At 71.7% G+C, this 16,283-nt stretch carries 13 protein-coding genes; 9 read left to right on the top strand and 4 right to left on the bottom strand.

Annotated features, from left to right (window positions below; genetic code table 11):
* The first annotated feature begins 122 nt into the window (after window positions 1-122).
* The 4 genes from DEJ46_RS09265 to DEJ46_RS09250 all read left to right on the top strand — a co-directional run bounded on the left by DEJ46_RS09265 (window position 123) and on the right by DEJ46_RS09250 (window position 4,251).
* Complete coding sequence (locus tag DEJ46_RS09265; RefSeq protein ID WP_150265111.1) at window positions 123-950, top strand: enoyl-CoA hydratase family protein; 828 nt, start codon at window positions 123-125, stop codon at window positions 948-950.
* Window positions 935-3,232, top strand: a complete 2,298-nt coding sequence (locus DEJ46_RS09260) for a bifunctional salicylyl-CoA 5-hydroxylase/oxidoreductase (RefSeq protein WP_150265109.1) — start codon at window positions 935-937, stop codon at window positions 3,230-3,232. The genes DEJ46_RS09265 and DEJ46_RS09260 overlap by 16 nt, the downstream gene beginning before the upstream one ends.
* Before the next feature lie 90 nt (window positions 3,233-3,322).
* The gene (locus DEJ46_RS09255) at window positions 3,323-3,874 is read left to right on the top strand and encodes a DUF1772 domain-containing protein (RefSeq protein ID WP_150265107.1); all 552 of its coding nucleotides are present in this window, start codon (window positions 3,323-3,325) and stop codon (window positions 3,872-3,874) included.
* Window positions 3,871-4,251 carry a nuclear transport factor 2 family protein gene (locus DEJ46_RS09250; RefSeq protein WP_150265105.1) on the top strand — a complete coding sequence of 127 codons (381 nt, stop codon included), beginning with the start codon at window positions 3,871-3,873 and terminating at the stop codon, window positions 4,249-4,251. Before DEJ46_RS09255 ends, DEJ46_RS09250 begins: the two co-directional genes overlap by 4 nt.
* Window positions 4,252-4,283: 32 nt before the next feature.
* Here DEJ46_RS09250 and DEJ46_RS09245 read toward each other — a convergent pair whose 3' ends face one another.
* Window positions 4,284-5,111: a PaaX family transcriptional regulator C-terminal domain-containing protein gene (locus DEJ46_RS09245; RefSeq protein ID WP_150265103.1), complete on the bottom strand. Its 828-nt coding sequence runs from the start codon at window positions 5,109-5,111 to the stop codon at window positions 4,284-4,286.
* 42 nt (window positions 5,112-5,153) lie between these two features.
* Window positions 5,154-6,776 (bottom strand): AMP-binding protein, encoded by a 1,623-nt coding sequence (locus DEJ46_RS09240; RefSeq protein WP_150265101.1) that lies wholly within the window; start codon window positions 6,774-6,776, stop codon window positions 5,154-5,156.
* 213 nt (window positions 6,777-6,989) lie between these two features.
* Here DEJ46_RS09240 and DEJ46_RS09235 point away from each other — a divergent pair, with 213 nt between their 5' ends.
* The 3 genes from DEJ46_RS09235 (at window position 6,990) to DEJ46_RS09225 (ending at window position 10,226) form a co-directional block, all read left to right on the top strand.
* Entirely contained in the window at window positions 6,990-8,168 is a 1,179-nt protein-coding gene (locus DEJ46_RS09235) for an acyl-CoA dehydrogenase family protein (RefSeq protein ID WP_150265099.1), read from the top strand.
* Window positions 8,165-8,578 carry a RidA family protein gene (locus tag DEJ46_RS09230; RefSeq protein WP_150265097.1) on the top strand — a complete coding sequence of 138 codons (414 nt, stop codon included), beginning with the start codon at window positions 8,165-8,167 and terminating at the stop codon, window positions 8,576-8,578. The genes DEJ46_RS09235 and DEJ46_RS09230 overlap by 4 nt, the downstream gene beginning before the upstream one ends.
* 97 nt (window positions 8,579-8,675) lie before the next feature.
* Window positions 8,676-10,226, top strand: a complete 1,551-nt coding sequence (locus DEJ46_RS09225) for an MFS transporter (RefSeq protein ID WP_190622517.1) — start codon at window positions 8,676-8,678, stop codon at window positions 10,224-10,226.
* 88 nt (window positions 10,227-10,314) lie between these two features.
* Here DEJ46_RS09225 and DEJ46_RS09220 read toward each other — a convergent pair whose 3' ends face one another.
* Complete coding sequence (locus DEJ46_RS09220) at window positions 10,315-11,844, bottom strand: helix-turn-helix domain-containing protein (RefSeq protein WP_150265096.1); 1,530 nt, start codon at window positions 11,842-11,844, stop codon at window positions 10,315-10,317.
* A 51-nt stretch (window positions 11,845-11,895) separates the two neighbouring features.
* Window positions 11,896-12,252: a VOC family protein gene (locus DEJ46_RS09215; protein WP_150265094.1), complete on the bottom strand. Its 357-nt coding sequence runs from the start codon at window positions 12,250-12,252 to the stop codon at window positions 11,896-11,898.
* A gap of 139 nt (window positions 12,253-12,391) precedes the next feature.
* Here DEJ46_RS09215 and DEJ46_RS09210 point away from each other — a divergent pair, with 139 nt between their 5' ends.
* Both DEJ46_RS09210 and acnA read left to right on the top strand, forming a co-directional pair.
* Window positions 12,392-13,261: a maleylpyruvate isomerase N-terminal domain-containing protein gene (locus DEJ46_RS09210; protein ID WP_150265092.1), complete on the top strand. Its 870-nt coding sequence runs from the start codon at window positions 12,392-12,394 to the stop codon at window positions 13,259-13,261.
* A 200-nt stretch (window positions 13,262-13,461) separates the two neighbouring features.
* Entirely contained in the window at window positions 13,462-16,179 is a 2,718-nt protein-coding gene (gene acnA / locus DEJ46_RS09205; RefSeq protein ID WP_150265090.1) for an aconitate hydratase AcnA, read from the top strand.
* The last annotated feature ends 104 nt before the right edge of the window (window positions 16,180-16,283 follow it).

The following is a 16,283-nucleotide window of genomic DNA, read 5'->3' as shown; positions in this document are numbered from 1 at the left end:
ACTTCGGTCACCTGTCTCCCGGGACCTTGTGGGGCCTGGGCACACACCCCCTTTATCGCGTACTCGTGACGACGGTCACAGTTCAGTGATACCCTCCGGGAGGAGGAAGGAGGCCGTTCCGGATGAGCCCCTTTACCGGCTCCGCGACCCGCACCGAACGCTGGCGGCACCTGCGTCTGGACCTCGACGAGGGCGTCGCCACCGTGACGCTCGCGCGCCCCGCGAAGCTCAACGCCCTCACCTTCGGCGCCTACGCCGACCTGCGCGACCTGCTCGCCGAGCTCTCCCGGGAGCGGGCCGTCCGCGCCCTCGTGCTCGGCGGCGAGGGGCGGGGCTTCTGCTCGGGCGGTGACGTCGACGAGATCATCGGCGCCACCCTCTCGCTCGACACCGCCCGGCTCCTCGACTTCAACCGGATGACCGGCCAGGTCGTCCGGGCGCTCCGCGAGTGCCCCTTCCCGGTCGTCGCCGCGCTGCACGGCGTCGCGGCGGGCGCCGGGGCCGTCCTCGCCCTCGCCGCCGACTTCCGGGTCGCCGACCCCACCACCCGCTTCGCCTTCCTCTTCACCCGGGTCGGCCTGTCCGGCGGAGACATGGGCGCGGCCTACCTCCTGCCCCGCGTCGTCGGGCTCGGTCACGCCACCCGGCTCCTCATGCTCGGCGAACCGGTCCTGGCGGCCGAAGCCGAACGCATCGGCCTGCTGAGCGAGCTGACGGAGGAAGGTGCCGCCGACACCCGCGCCGCCGCGCTCGCCCGCCGGCTCGCGGACGGCCCGGCGCTGGCACTGGCCCAGACGAAGGCGCTGCTCTCGGCGGAGCTGGACATGCCGCTCGCGGCCTCGATCGAGCTGGACGCGGCGACGCAGGCCCTGCTGATGCACGGCGAGGACTACGCGGAGTTCCACGCGGCCTTCACCGAGAAGCGCCCCCCGAAATGGCAGGGCCGCTGACCATGAGCCCCGAGCCGACGCCCGCGACGCCCGCGCGGCCCGTGCGGATCGCCGTCATCGGGGGTGGCCCCGGTGGTCTCTACGCCGCCGCGCTGCTCAAGCGGCTCGACCCCGCCCGCGAGGTCACCGTCTGGGAGCGGAACGCGCCCTCCGACACCTTCGGCTTCGGGGTCGTCCTCTCCGACGAGACCCTCGGCGGCATCCGGGACGCCGACCCCGCCGTGTACGAGGCGCTCCGCCGCGAGCTCGTCCGCTGGGACGACATCGACGTCGTCCACCGGGGCCATCGCACGACCTCCACCGGCCACGGCTTCGCCGCCCTCGGCCGCCGCCGCCTCCTGGAGCTCCTCCACGCCCGCTGCGCCGAGCTCGGCGTACGGCTCCGCTTCCGCGCCGAGGCCCCGCCCGCCGCCGAGCTCGCGGCCGCCCACGACCTCGTCGTCGCCGCCGACGGCGTCCACAGCCGCACCCGCGAGGCGCACGCCGACCACTTCCGACCCACCGTCACCACCCACCGCTGCCGCTACATCTGGCTCGCCGCGGACTGCCCCTTCGAGGCCTTCCGCTTCGAGATCGCCGAGACCGAGCACGGCGTGATGCAGCTCCACGCCTACCCCTTCTCCGGTGACTCCTCCACCGTCATCGTGGAGATGCGCGAGGAGGTCTGGCGGGCCGCGGGGTTCGACGAACTCGACGAGGCGGAGTCCACCGTCCGCTGCTCCAAGATCTTCGCCGAGGCGCTCGGCGGCCGGGAGCTCCGCGCGAACAACTCCACCTGGACCGCGTTCCGCACGGTCGTCAACGAGCGTTGGTCGTTCGGCAACACCGTCCTCATCGGCGACGCCGCCCACACCGCGCACTTCTCCATCGGCTCCGGCACCAAGCTCGCCGTCGAGGACGCCCTCGCCCTCGCCCGGCACGTCGGCGAACACCCCACCCTCGACGAGGCGTTGACGGCATACGAGGCCGAGCGCCGTCCGGTCGTCGAGTCCACCCAGCGCGCCGCCGCGGCCAGCCTCCGCTGGTTCGAGGAGCTCGCCGGCCGCGTCGACCGCCCGCCCCGCCGCTTCGCCTTCGACCTCCTCACCCGCAGCCGCCGCGTCACCCACGCGAACCTGCGGCTGCGCGACCCGGCCTTCACCGACACGGTCGAACACGACTTCGGCTGCCCGCCCGGGACCCCGCCCATGTTCACCCCCTTCCGCCTGCGCGGACTCACCCTCCGCAACCGGATCGTCGTCTCGCCCATGGACCTGTACGTCGCCGAGGGCGGCGTCCCGGGCGACTTCCACCTCGTCCACCTGGGAGCCAGGGCCCTCGGCGGCCCCGGACTCGTCATGACGGAAATGGTGTGCGTGAGTCCGGAGGGCCGCATCACCCCCGGCTGCTCCGGCCTGTGGACCGATGAACAGGCCGAGGCCTGGGCCCGTATCACCGCCTTCGTCCACACCCAGGCGCCCGGCACGGCGCTGGGCGTCCAGCTCGGCCACTCCGGCCGCAAGGGCTCCACCCGGCTCATGTGGGAGGGCATCGACCAGCCGCTGCCCGAGGGCAACTGGCCGCTCGTCGCCGCCTCACCCCTCCCGTACCGGCCGGGTGTCAACCAGACCCCGCGCGCCCTCGACCGCGCCGGACTCGCCGCCGTACGCGAGGAGTTCACCGCAGCGGCCCGCCGCGCGGCCCGCTGCGACTTCGACCTCCTCGAACTCCACTGCGCCCACGGCTACCTGCTCTCCGGCTTCCTCTCCCCCCTCACCAACCACCGCACCGACGCCTACGGCGGCACCCTCGAAGGCCGGCTGCGCTTCCCGCTGGAAGTCTTCGACGCCGTGAGGGAGGTGTGGCCCGAGGACCGCCCCATGACGGTGCGCGTGTCGGCCACCGACTGGGCCGAGGGCGGCACGGACACCGAGGACGCCGTCGCGATCGCCCGCGCCTTCGCCGCGCACGGGGCGGACGCGATCGACGTCTCCACCGGCCAGGTCGTCCCCGAGGAACGCCCCGAGTACGGCCGCTCGTACCAGACCCCGTATGCCGACCGGATCCGCAGCGCGGTCGGCATCCCCGTCGTCGCCGTCGGTGCGATCTCCTCCTGGGACGACGTCAACTCCTTGCTCCTGGCGGGCCGCGCCGACCTCTGCGCCCTCGCCCGCCCGCACCTCTACGACCCGCACTGGACGCTCCACGCGGCGGCCGAACAGGGCTACGAGGGCCCGGCGGCGCCCTGGCCCGCCCCGTACCGCGCGGGCAGTCGCCCACCCCCGACGGGCCGCCGCGAGTAGGGGGACCGGCCGGTCGGCCGTGGACGCTCGCGCATGCGGGTGCGACGCGGAACCATGGTCCGCGCACCTCCGCTGCCCTTGAGTAAGGACATGACACAAAACAGGGGCGGGAAGGGTGCCGGGGCGGTCCTCGGCGCGGCGGCGGTGGTGACCGGACTGGTCGCCGGGGTCTTCTTCGCGTACGCCTGCTCGGTGATGCCGGCGATGGCCCGTAGCGACGACCGCGTCTTCGTGGAGGTCATGCGGAACATCAACGACGTGATCCAGAACCCGGTCTTCCTCGCCGCGTTCTTCGGCGCACCGATCCTCGCGGGCGCAGCCGCCTGGCAGCACCGAACGACCGGGGCCCGCGCCTGGACGCTCGCCGGGTTCGTCCTGTGCGCGGCGGTCTTCCTGGTCACCACGGCGGCGAACGTCCCCCTCAACGAAGCCCTGGCGACCGCGAGCGACCCGTCGGCGGCCCGCGCCGCCTTCGAGGACTCCTGGGCCGCCTGGAACACGGTCCGCACCGTCCTGTCCGCGGCGGCACTCGCCTCCCTGGTCAGGGCGATGTCGGCGCGGAAGGCCGCCTGCCGCGAGAGCACCCGGGGAGGCCGCCCCACCGCGCCGCACGCGCCTGGCGGCCCTACGGTGGCCCCATGAGCGACCCGGAGAAGAACAAGGCCACGGCCAAGGCGTTCTACGACCTGATGTTCAACGAGTGCCGTCCCGCCGAGGCCGTCGAGCGGTACGTCGGTGACACCTACATCCAGCACAATCCGCACGTCGGCGACGGCAAGCAGGCGTTCGTCGACTACTTCGAGCGCATGGCCGCCGAGTATCCGGGCAAGCGCGTCGAGTACCGGCGGGCCTTCGCCGAGGGGGACCACGTCGTCCTGCACTGCCGCCAGGTCTGGCCCGGCGAGGAGTACGCGGGCATCGACATCTTCCGCTTCGACGCCGACGGCAGGATCGTCGAGCACTGGGACGTCCTCCAGGTCGTCCCGCCCACCTCGAAGAACGACAACACCATGTTCTAGGACGACACCGTGCTCCAGGACGACACCGCGATCTAGGGGGTGTCCCCGCCGACGAACGGGCGCACGAAGTCCGCGCCCCGGTCCCACAGCAGCTCGTGCAGGGCCGCGAAGACCTCCGCCGAGCGGCGGCCCGGCCAGTCGTCGGGGAGCAGTTCCGCCGGCAGGACCGGGTCCGCGTACGGCAGGCGGCGCCAGGAGTCCAGGACGAGCAGGTACGCCCGGTAGGCGTCCTCCGGGCCGCCCGGCGCCGAGCGCCAGGACCGCAGGACCGGCTCGTGGACCGCGAGGAACTCCTCGTGCAGCCCCGCGATCGCCGGCAGGTCCCACCATCGGGCCACCGCCTCGGCCGTCGCCGCGTACCCCAGGTGCTCGCCCCGGAAGAGGTCCACGTACGTCGAGAGCTCCAGCCGCTCCAGGGTGTTCCGCGTCTCCTCGTACAGCCGGGCGGGCGCGATCCAGACGCCCGGCGCCGCCGTGCCGAAGCCCAGCCGGGCGAGCCGGGAGCGCAGCAGGTGCCGCTTGTGCCGCTCCGCCTCGGGCACCGAGAAGACGGCCAGGACCCACCCGTCGGACAGCTTCGGCTCCGTACGGGCGTAGATCCGGCGGTCGCCGTCGTCGAGGAGCCGCCGCGCGTCCTCCGACAGGGCGTACCCGGCGGCGCCGTCCGCCGTCCGGCGTGGCAGCAGCAGCCCGCGCCGCTTCAGCCGCGAGACCGAGGAGCGCACCGAGGGCGCGTCCACGCCGAGCCCCCCGAGCAGCCGGATCAGCGCGGCCACCGGCATCGGGGACTCGTCGGGCCCTCGGCCGTACGCGCCGTAGAGGGAGACGATCAGGGATCGGGGAGTGTGCTGCTCGGCCACGTGATCACTTTAGGGGGTCGGCCGGACGCGCCCGGCGCCGGATCAGACCGGATCGCGCAGCCGGAAGCGCTGCAGTTTGCCCGTCGCGGTGCGGGGCAGCGCGTCGAGGAAGACGATCCGGCGGGGCGACTTGTACGGGGCGAGGCGGGCGCGGACGAAGGCCCGCAGTGCGGCGGCCGTGCCGGAGTCGCGCGGCACCCCGTCCCGTACGACCGCGTACGCGACGACGATCTGGCCGCGCAACTCGTCGGGGCGGCCCACGACCGCCGTCTCGACGACGTCGGGGTGGTCGAGGAGCACCTCCTCGACCTGCGGACCGGCGATGTTGTACCCCGCCGAGATGATCATGTCGTCGGCCCGTGAGACGTACCGGAACCAGCCGTCGGGCCGGCGGACGTACGTGTCGCCCGTGACGTTCCAGCCGTCCCGTACGTACTCCGCCTGGCGCGGATCGGCGAGATACCGGCAGCCCACCGGGCCGCGCACGGCGAGCAGGCCCTCCTCGCCGTCCGGGACCTCCCGGCCCTCCCGGTCCACGATCCTGGCCTGCCAGCCGGGCACCGGGCGGCCCGTGGTGCCGGGGCGGATGTCGCCGTCGGCGGCCGAGATGAAGATGTGCAGGAGCTCGGTCGCGCCGATGCCGTTGATCAGGCGCAGGCCCGTGCGGCCGTACCAGGCGTTCCAGGTCGCCTCGGGGAGGTTCTCGCCGGCGGAGACGCAGCGCCGCAGCGAGCCGACGTCGGGGGCGCCCTCGCCGGCCAGCTCGTCGAGCATGACACGGTAGGCGGTCGGGGCGGTGAAGAGCACCGAGACCCGGTGCCGCTCGATCGCGGCGAGGAGCTGCCGGGGACCGGCCTGTTCGAGGAGCACCGCGCTCGCCCCCGCCCGCAGGGGGAAGACGACGAGCCCGCCGAGGCCGAACGTGAAGGCGAGCGGCGGCGAACCGGCGAAGACGTCGTCGGGCAGCGGGCGCAGGACGTGCGCGGAGAACGTGTCGGCGACGGCGAGGACGTCCCGGTGGAAGTGGACGCAGCCCTTCGGCTGTCCGGTGGTGCCGGAGGTGAAGGCGATGAGCGCCACGTCGTCGGCGGCCGTCGCCACCGCCTCGTACCGGCCGTCGCGGCGGGCTGCGAGGGCGAGCAGGTCGTCCGGGCCGTCCCCGCCGAAGGGGGTGACGCGGAGGCCCGGGATCCGGGCCGAGAGGAGCTCGTCGAGGGAGTGGGTGTCGCAGAGCGCGTGGGTGCAGCGGGCCGCCTCGGCCATCACGGCGAGCTCGGGCGCGCGCTGCTGGGCCAGGACGGTGACGGCGACGCCGCCGGCCTTCATCACGGCGAGCCAGCAGGCGGCGAGCCAGGGGGTGGTCGGGCCGCGCAGGAGCACGCGGTTTCCCGGCCGGACCTTCAGGTCGGACGTGAGGACGTGGGCGATGCGGTCGACCCGGTCGAGGAGGTCGCCGTAGCTCCAGATCCGGCCCTCGGCGTCGTGGAAGGCGGGCCGGTCCGTGCCGAATCGTTCCACCGTACGGTCGAGGAGTTCCGCCCCGCAGTTGAGCCGGTCGGGGTACGCGAGCTCCGGCAGCTCGAAGACGAGGCGCGGCCAGCGCTCCGGCGGAGGCAGTCCGTCGCGGGCAAAGGTGTCGAGATGGGCCGAGGGCGTCAGCTCCATGAGTCCGTCCCCCTGTCGTGGTGGGGTCGCTCAACGCCACACGAGCGTATCGTGTTGGTGACGGCAGTCAACGGTTCGCGACAAGAGCGTCGGGCGGAAGGGTACGGAAGGACGTACCCGGCGGCGCGGGGACGAACGCGCCGACCGGCGCACGGAGGAAAGCGCCGGAGGGCGCAGCGACAAGGGCGCCGCAGGGCGTCGGAGAGGGCCCACATGCCCGCATTCTCGCTCGATCCGGGACAGATCACCTGGTGTGCGGAGCTCCGCACCCTCGCCGCCGACCACCTCGCGCCGCTCGCCGCGAAGGGCGAGCCGGGCCGCGTCAACCGCCCCCTCGTCGCCGCCCTCGGCGAACTCGGCCTCCTCGCCCGACTCTTCGACGCCGGCGCCCTCGACCTCTGCCTCCTGCGCGAATCCCTCGCCCAGGCCTGCACCGAGGCCGAGACCGCCCTCGCCCTCCAGGGCCTCGGCACCCACCCGGTCGCCGCCTTCGGCACCACAGCGCAGCGCGCCCGCTGGCTCCCCGAGGCCGCCGCCGGCCGGGCGGTCGCGGCCTTCGCCCTCTCCGAACCCGGCGCCGGCTCCGACGCCGCCGCCCTCGCCCTCGACGCCGTCCCCGACGGACGCGGCGGCTGGCGCCTGCACGGCGAGAAACGCTGGATCTCCAACGCCCCCGAGGCCGACTTCGCCACCGTCTTCGCCCGCACCACCCGGGGCGCGGGCGCCCGCGGCGTCACCGCGTTCCTCGTCCCCGCCGACCGCCCCGGACTCGGCGGCGAGGCCCTCGACATGCTGTCCCCGCACGCCCTCGGCACCCTCACCTTCGACGGTGTGCCCGTCGGCCCCGAGGACCTCCTCGGCGAACCGGACCGGGGCTTCCGGGTCGCCATGCACACCCTCAACCTCTTCCGCCCCAGCGTCGGGGCCTTCGCCGTGGGCATGGCGCAGGCGGCCCTCGACGCCGCCGTCGCCCACACCGCCGCCCGCCCCGCCTTCGGCGGCGTCCTCGCCGACCTCCAGGCCGTCTCCCACCGCATCGCCGAGATGGCCACCCGCACGGAGGCCGCCCGCCTCCTGGTGTACGCGGCGGCCACCGCGTACGACAGCGGCGACCCGGACGTGCCGAGGCGCTCCGCGATGGCGAAACTCCTCGCCACCGAGACCGCGCAGTACGTCGTCGACGCCGCCGTCCAGGTGCACGGAGCCGCCGCCCTGCAACGCGGCCACCTCCTGGAACACCTCTACCGCGAGGTGCGCGCACCCCGGATCTACGAGGGGGCCACGGAGGTCCAGCGTGCGATCATCGCCAAAGAGCTGTACGCGACCCACGCGACCCACGCGAGCCGCCCGACGGTCACGGACGCCCCTCCCGAGAGGACGGTCTCCGCATGAGCCTCCACCGCCACAACCCGGCCGAACTCGCCCCGCCCACCGGCTTCTCCCACGCCGTCACCGCCACCGGCACCCGCCTGGTCTTCCTCGCCGGGCAGACCGCGCTCGACAGCGAGGGCAAGGTCGTGGGGGAGACCCTCCCCGAGCAGTTCACCACCGCCCTCGGCAACCTCCTCACCGCCCTGCGCCACGCCGGCGGCACCCCGGCCGACCTCGCCCGCGTCACGGTCTACACCACCGACGTCGACGACTACCGCGCCCACGCCGCCGAACTGGGCCGTGTCTGGCGCAGGTTGGCGGGCCGCGACTATCCGGCGATGGCCGTCATCGGAGTCGTACGGCTCTGGGACGAACAGGCGCGGGTCGAGCTGGACGGCTTCGCGGTCCTGGAGGAACCCACCCACGCTTGATCAACTGGTCACCCGAACGGCCCTGGCTTAGTGTCGAAAGGTGGACTGACCGGCCCACGGCTCCCCACGGTGAGGGCGCGATGCGCCATGAGAAGCCATGACGAGTGATCCGAAGCCGACGACCCCGACGGCGACCACCCCGCACAAGAGTGACGGGGACGGCAAGGGCATCGCCCTCTTCGTGATCGCCTCCTGTCAGTTGATGGTGGTCCTCGACATCACCATCGTGAACATCGCTCTGCCGGACATCCAGCAGTCGCTGGACTTCTCGACCACCAGCCTGTCCTGGGTCGTGAACGCCTACACGCTCACCTTCGGCGGACTGCTGCTCCTCGGCGGACGCGCGGGCGACATCCTCGGGCGTCGCAGGGTCTTCATCTTCGGCGTCCTGCTCTTCGGACTCGCCTCCCTGCTCGCCGGCTTCGCCCAGTCCGAATGGCAACTCCTCGCGGCCCGCGCCCTCCAGGGCGTCGGCGGCGCGATCGCCTCGCCGACCTCCCTCTCGCTGATCACCACGACCTTCGACGAAGGCCCCGAACGCAACCGCGCCTTCGGCGTGTTCGCGGGTGTCTCGGCCGGCGGCGGAGCCATCGGCCTGCTCGCCGGCGGCGTCCTGGTCGAGTGGCTCGACTGGCGCTGGATCTTCTTCGTGAACGTGCCGATCGCCCTGCTGATCGCCTTCCTGACACCTCGCCACGTCAAGGAGTCCGCACGCCAGCCGGGCCACTTCGACGTGACCGGGGCGCTGACCTCGACGCTCGGCATGGTGGCGCTGGTCTACGGCTTCATCCGCGCCGCGCAGGAAGGCTGGCGGGACCCGTACACGATCGCCTCCTTCGCCGCCGCGGTCGTCCTGCTCGTCACCTTCATCCTGGTGGAACGGCGCTCGCGGCAGCCGATCACCCCGCTGCACATGTTCGCCGACCGCAACCGCGCGGGCACCTACGGCATCATGCTCTGCCTCGCGGCCGCGATCTTCGGCATGTTCTTCTTCCTCACGCTCTTCGTGCAGCAGGTCCTGGACTTCAGCCCGCTCGAAGCCGGCCTCGCCTTCCTCCCGGTGAGCGCGGTCATCGCGGTCGCCGCCGGCATCACCTCCCAACTCCTGCCCAGGTTCGGCCCGAAGCCCTTCATGGTGCTGGGCTCGCTCTGCCTGGCGGCCGGCCTGTCCTGGCTCACCCTGACCGACGTCGACTCGACCTACCTGGGTTCGATCCTCGGTCCGATGCTGGTCTTCAGTTTCGGCATGGGGTTCATGTTCGTCTCGCTGACCCTGATGGCCCTCTCCAACGTCGCCCTCAAGGACACCGGAGCCGCCTCCGGCCTGCTCAACGCGACCCAGCAGGTGGGCGGTTCGCTCGGCCTCTCGATCCTGGTCACGGTCTTCGGAACGGTCAGCCGCAACGAGGCCGACACCCAGGTCCCGGCCTTCCTCGCCCAGGCGAGCCCCCTGGAGAAGGCCCGCTTCGCCGAAACGGGCCAACTCCCCCCGCCCTGGGGCGACGAGGTCCTCACCGCCGGAGTCTCGGCCGGCTTCATCGTGGCGGCGGTCTTCGCGATCCTCGCCCTCGTGATATCCGTCTTCGCCATCCAGGTCCGCCCCTCGGACCTCGAACGCCTCAAGGGCGGCGTGGTCCCGGGCGCCTGACCGGGTCCCCCTCGGCGATGTGCGCTGAAGCGGTCAGCCCTCCCGAGACGGGGAGGGCTGACCGCTGCGTCACCTTCGGCCGGACTTCCTAGATGTCCCGGAAGATCTCGATCTGCGCGCCGACCGAGTTGAGGCGCTCCGCGAGCTCCTCGTAGCCGCGGTTGATGACGTACACGTTCCGGAGGACCGACGTGCCCTCGGCGGCCATCATCGCCAGGAGGACGACCACCGCGGGGCGCAGGGCCGGCGGGCACATCATCTCGGCGGCGCGCCAGCGGGTGGGGCCCTCGACCAGGACGCGGTGGGGGTCGAGGAGCTGGAGGCGGCCGCCGAGGCGGTTGAGGTCGGTGAGGTAGATGGCGCGGTTGTCGTAGACCCAGTCGTGGATGAGGGTCTTGCCCTGAGCCGTGGCCGCGATGGCCGCGAAGAAGGGGACGTTGTCGATGTTCAGGCCCGGGAAGGGCATCGGGTGGATCTTGTCGATCGGCGCCTCCAGCTTGGAGGGGCGGACCGTCAGGTCGACGAGGCGCGTGCGGCCGTTGTCGGCGGCGTACTCGGCCGAGCGGTCGTGGTCGAGGCCCATCTCCTCCAGGACCGCGAGCTCGATCTCCATGAACTCGATCGGGACCCGGCGGATGGTCAGTTCGGATTCCGTGACGACCGCCGCGGCCAGCAGGCTCATCGCCTCGACCGGGTCCTCGGAGGGGGAGTAGTCGACGTCGACGTCGATCTGGGGGATGCCGTGGACGGTGAGGGTGGTGGTCCCGATGCCGTCGACCCGTACGCCCAGGGCCTCCAGGAAGAAGCACAGGTCCTGGACCATGTAGTTGGAGGAGGCGTTGCGGATGACCGTCACGCCGTCGTGGCGGGCGGCGGCGAGCAGCGCGTTCTCGGTCACCGTGTCGCCGCGCTCGGTCAGGACGATCGGGCGGTCGGGGGAGACCGAGCGCTCGACCTGGGCGTGGTAGATCCCCTCGGTGGCCGTGATGTCCAGGCCGAAGCGGCGCAGCGCGATCATGTGCGGCTCGATCGTGCGCGTACCGAGGTCGCAGCCACCGGCGTACGGCAGCTTGAAGCGGTCCATGCGGTGCAGCAGCGGACCGAGGAACATGATGATCGAGCGGGTGCGGATCGCGGCCTCGGCGTCGATGGACTCCATGTCCAGCTCGGCGGGCGGCACGATCTCCAGGTCGACCCCGTCGTTGATCCAGCGGGTGCGTACGCCGATGGAGTTGAGGACCTCCAGAAGACGGAAGACCTCCTCGATGCGGGCGACGCGGCGCAGGACCGTGCGGCCCTTGTTGAGGAGCGAGGCGCAGAGCAGCGCGACACAGGCGTTCTTGCTCGTCTTGACGTCGATGGCTCCGGAGAGCCGGCGGCGCCCGACGACGCGGAGGTGCATCGGTCCCGCGTAACCCAGGGACACGATCTCGCTGTCGAGGGCCTCGCCGATCCGGGCGATCATCTCAAGGCTGATGTTCTGGTTGCCGCGCTCGATCCGGTTGACGGCGCTCTGGCTCGTGGCCAGCGCCTCGGCAAGCTGCGTCTGTGTCCAGCCGCGGTGCTGCCGGGCGTCACGGATGAGCTTGCCGATGCGTACGAGGTAGTCGTCTGCCATGGCGTCACGTTATCTCAGATATGAGATGGTGATCGTCATTGGGGTAGGCCGTCAGGGTGACAGGGTGTGCGCGGTCGGGTGACGCGGTTCGTACAGGGGGAGTTCGGCGCCGCTCGGCAGCCGGACGGCACCGAGCAGGCCCCAGCCCTGGTCGGTGATGGGGCGTGAGATCTCGGCGCCCCGGTCCTCCAGGGCCGTCAGGGTGGCGGCGATGTCCTCGCACATCAGATAGACCTCGTGCCTCGGTTCGCCCTCCGTGGGGTGCACGGCGATCTCGGAGGGCGGCAGCTTGAAGACGAGCCAGCCCCGGCCGGCGTCCACATGGTCGAAGCCGACGACGTCCTTGAGGAAGTCGCGGTCTGCCTCCGCGTCCCGGGTGTAGAGAATCACGTGCGCGCCGTTGAACATGGCTCGATCCTCGGCCCGCCGGCCGCCCCCGGCCAGCCGTGCGCCGCCGTCCGGGTGCCCCCGCCCCCTGTCGCCACCGTGCTACTCGGCGGTAATCTGCGGGCCCGTCCGCAGCATGGGGGGCATGGGGAGGAGAGGCATGGGCTTCGTCGCGACGTTCGATCCCGTCTCCGAGCACGAGAGGACCCGCGCCGCGCTGGCCGCCGCGATCCCGCGCCTCGCGCGGCTTCTCCGCGAGGTCCCCGACCTGGACGCCGCCTCCGGTGTCCCGAGGTGGAGCGTCGGCGACGTCGGCGCGCACCTCACCTCCGTGTACCTCGCGTACGGCTCCGTCGTGTCCCCCGACGCGGCCGACACCGCCGTGGACTGGGGGAGTGTCCTGCCCTCCGGCGATCTGCCCTTCGTCGAGCGGATCACGGCCATGAACGACGCCTCCGTCGCCGTCGTCGACGGCGAAGGGCGCGCCCGGCTCGGCGACCTCATCGCCGAGCGGGGTGAGACGTTCCTGCGGATCACCGGGAACCTCGCCCCGGACGCCCCGGTCGCCGCGCCCTGGTACGGCCCCGGGCCGACGCTCACCGTGGCGGTGGTGACCGGGCTGATGCTCGGCGAGAGCCTCGTGCACGGCCTGGACATGGCGCGCGGCGCCGGACTGCCGTGGTCGATCGGCGGGGACGAGGCGAGCCTGGTGATCGGCCAGTCGATGCCGACGATGATGAGCCTGGCCCTGGACACGGCGAAGGCGCGGGGCGTCCGCGTCGCCTTCGACCTGGTGGTCGAGGGCGGCCCGCGCCTCGCCGTCGTCGTCGACGACGGAGCGATGACCGTGACCCGCGACGCCCCGCCGCGCGCGTACGACTGCAGGCTCACGGTCGACCCGGCCGCCTTCCTGCTCGTCTCGTTCCGGCGCACGCCGATCTGGAAGGCCGTCGCCCTGGGCCGGATGCGGGCCGGCGGCCGCAGGCCGTGGCTCGCCATGCGGCTCGGCCGACTGGTCGCCACCCCCTGACCGCCGAATTGCGGCCGGGCGGGCATGACCGAGCGGCGGGGATGCACTAGAGTTATCTCGACATCGAGATAACTGCTTACGGCGCACCGCAGCCGCCCATTCGGTAAGGGTTACCTAACTAAGTCTTACCTTAGCGGATCGGCGTGGAGCCGTGGCGGCAGCATGGCGGTAGTACGCGCACATTGATGAAGGAGACTGTCGTGTCGGCGAACAGCTTCGACGCCCGCAGCACGCTGCGCGTGGGCGACGAGTCGTACGAGATCTTCAAGCTGGACAAGGTCGAGGGCTCCGCGCGCCTCCCTTACAGCCTGAAGGTCCTCCTGGAGAACCTGCTCCGCACCGAGGACGGCGCGAACATCACCGCCGACCACATCCGGGCGCTCGGCAACTGGGACTCGCAGGCTCAGCCGAGCCAGGAGATCCAGTTCACGCCGGCCCGCGTGATCATGCAGGACTTCACCGGTGTGCCGTGTGTCGTCGACCTCGCCACCATGCGTGAGGCCGTCGCTGCGCTCGGCGGCGACCCGGCGAAGATCAACCCGCTCTCCCCGGCCGAGATGGTCATCGACCACTCCGTCATCGCCGACAAGTTCGGCACCAGCGACGCGTTCGCGCAGAACGTCGAGCTGGAGTACGGCCGCAACAAGGAGCGCTACCAGTTCCTGCGCTGGGGCCAGACCGCCTTCGACGACTTCAAGGTCGTCCCCCCGGGCACCGGCATCGTCCACCAGGTGAACATCGAGCACCTGGCCCGTACGGTCATGGTCCGCAACGGCCAGGCGTACCCCGACACCCTCGTCGGCACCGACTCGCACACCACCATGGTCAACGGCCTGGGCGTGCTGGGCTGGGGCGTCGGTGGCATCGAGGCCGAGGCCGCGATGCTCGGCCAGCCGGTCTCCATGCTCATCCCGCGCGTCGTCGGCTTCAAGCTGACCGGCGAGCTCCCGGCCGGCACCACCGCCACCGACCTGGTCCTCACGATCACCGAGATGCTGCGCAAGCACGGCGTCGTCGGCAAGTTCGTCGAGTTCTACGGTGAGGGCGTCGCCGCCACCTCCCTCGCGAACCGCGCCACCATCGGCAACATGTCGCCGGAGTTCGGTTCCACCGCCGCGGTCTTCCCGATCGACGGCGAGACCCTGAACTACCTCAAGCTGACCGGCCGCTCCGCGCAGCAGGTCGCGCTCGTCGAGGCGTACGCCAAGGAGCAGGGTCTCTGGCTGGACCCGGCCGCCGAGCCCGACTTCTCCGAGAAGCTGGAGCTCGACCTCTCCACGGTCGTCCCCTCCATCGCCGGCCCGAAGCGCCCGCAGGACCGCATCGTCCTCGCGAACGCCGCCCAGCAGTTCGCCCTGGACGTCCGCAACTACGTCGACGAGGTGGACGAGGCGGGCAAGGAGTCCTTCCCGGCCTCCGACGCCCCGGCGAACCACCCCATCGGCGCTCCGTCGAAGCCCGTCACCGTCACGGCTCCCGACGGCTCGACCTACGAGATCGACCACGGCGCCGTCACCGTCGCCGCGATCACCTCCTGCACCAACACGTCGAACCCGTACGTGATGGTCGCCGCCGCGCTCGTCGCGAAGAAGGCCACCGAGAAGGGCCTGACCCGCAAGCCGTGGGTCAAGACCACCCTCGCCCCGGGCTCGAAGGTCGTCACCGACTACTTCGACAAGGCGGGCCTCACCCCGTACCTCGACAAGGTCGGCTTCAACCTCGTCGGCTACGGCTGCACCACCTGCATCGGCAACTCCGGCCCGCTGCCGGAGGAGGTCTCCAAGGCCGTCAACGAGCACGACCTCGCCGTGACCTCGGTGCTCTCGGGCAACCGTAACTTCGAGGGTCGTATCAACCCCGACGTCAAGATGAACTACCTGGCCTCCCCGCCGCTGGTCGTCGCGTACGCCATCGCGGGCTCCATGAAGGTGGACATCACCAAGGACGCCCTCGGCGTCGACCAGGACGGCAAGCCCGTCTACCTGGCCGACATCTGGCCGTCGGAGGCCGAGGTCAACGACGTCGTCGCCAACGCCATCGGCGAGGACATGTTCAACAAGTCCTACCAGGACGTCTTCGCGGGCGACGCCCAGTGGCAGGCGCTGTCGATCCCGACCGGCAACACCTTCGAGTGGGACACCGAGTCCACCTACGTCCGGAAGCCCCCGTACTTCGAGGGCATGACGATGGAGACCACCCCGGTCACCGACATCGTCGGCGCGCGCGTCCTGGCGAAGCTGGGCGACTCGGTCACCACCGACCACATCTCCCCGGCCGGCGCCATCAAGGCCGACACCCCGGCCGGCAAGTACCTCACCGAGCACGGTGTGGAGCGTCGTGACTTCAACTCCTACGGCTCGCGCCGAGGCAACCACGAGGTCATGATCCGCGGCACGTTCGCCAACATCCGCCTGCGCAACCAGATCGCGCCGGGCACCGAGGGCGGCTTCACCCGCGACTTCACCCAGGCCGACGCGCCGGTGTCGTTCATCTACGACGCCTCGCAGAACTACCAGGCCGCCGGCACCCCGCTGGTCATCCTGGGCGGCAAGGAGTACGGCTCCGGCTCGTCCCGCGACTGGGCCGCCAAGGGCACCGCGCTCCTCGGCGTCAAGGCCGTCATCACCGAGTCGTACGAGCGCATCCACCGCTCGAACCTCATCGGCATGGGCGTCCTGCCGCTGCAGTTCCCGGCCGGCCAGTCGGCCGACTCGCTCGGCCTGACCGGCGAGGAGACCTTCTCCATCGCGGGCGTCACGGAGCTGAACGAGGGCACCACGCCGAGCACGGTCAAGGTCACCACCGACACCGGTGTCGAGTTCGACGCGGTCGTCCGCATCGACACCCCCGGTGAGGCGGACTACTACCGCAACGGCGGCATCATGCAGTACGTGCTCCGCAACCTGATCCGTGGCTGACACGATCTGATCGGGTAGTCGTACGAAGTACGGAAAGGGCCCCGCTCCTCGGAAGAGGAGCGGGGCCCTTTCGCTTGTCCTGATGCCGAGGCGCTCAGAGGCGC

This window comes from Streptomyces venezuelae (assembly GCF_008642375.1).
Lineage (GTDB): Bacteria > Actinomycetota > Actinomycetes > Streptomycetales > Streptomycetaceae > Streptomyces > Streptomyces venezuelae_G.
The sequence above is the reverse complement of the archived record's forward strand: the minus strand, read 5'-3'. Positions and strand labels throughout refer to the sequence as shown.

Bases quoted from the DNA above. Each gene is read 5' to 3' on its own strand.
- DEJ46_RS09220 (WP_150265096.1), bottom strand. From the start codon at position 11,844: ATGGCAGACGACTACCTCGTACGCATCGGCAAGCTCATCCGTGACGCC.
- DEJ46_RS09240 (WP_150265101.1), bottom strand. From the start codon at position 6,776: ATGGAGCTGACGCCCTCGGCCCATCTCGACACCTTTGCCCGCGACGGA.
- DEJ46_RS09210 (WP_150265092.1), top strand. From the start codon at position 12,392: ATGGGCTTCGTCGCGACGTTCGATCCCGTCTCCGAGCACGAGAGGACC.
- DEJ46_RS09235 (WP_150265099.1), top strand. From the start codon at position 6,990: ATGCCCGCATTCTCGCTCGATCCGGGACAGATCACCTGGTGTGCGGAG.
- DEJ46_RS09255 (WP_150265107.1), top strand. From the start codon at position 3,323: ATGACACAAAACAGGGGCGGGAAGGGTGCCGGGGCGGTCCTCGGCGCG.
- DEJ46_RS09215 (WP_150265094.1), bottom strand. From the start codon at position 12,252: ATGTTCAACGGCGCGCACGTGATTCTCTACACCCGGGACGCGGAGGCA.
- DEJ46_RS09225 (WP_190622517.1), top strand. From the start codon at position 8,676: ATGACGAGTGATCCGAAGCCGACGACCCCGACGGCGACCACCCCGCAC.
- DEJ46_RS09265 (WP_150265111.1), top strand. From the start codon at position 123: ATGAGCCCCTTTACCGGCTCCGCGACCCGCACCGAACGCTGGCGGCAC.
- DEJ46_RS09260 (WP_150265109.1), top strand. From the start codon at position 935: ATGGCAGGGCCGCTGACCATGAGCCCCGAGCCGACGCCCGCGACGCCC.
- DEJ46_RS09250 (WP_150265105.1), top strand. From the start codon at position 3,871: ATGAGCGACCCGGAGAAGAACAAGGCCACGGCCAAGGCGTTCTACGAC.
- DEJ46_RS09230 (WP_150265097.1), top strand. From the start codon at position 8,165: ATGAGCCTCCACCGCCACAACCCGGCCGAACTCGCCCCGCCCACCGGC.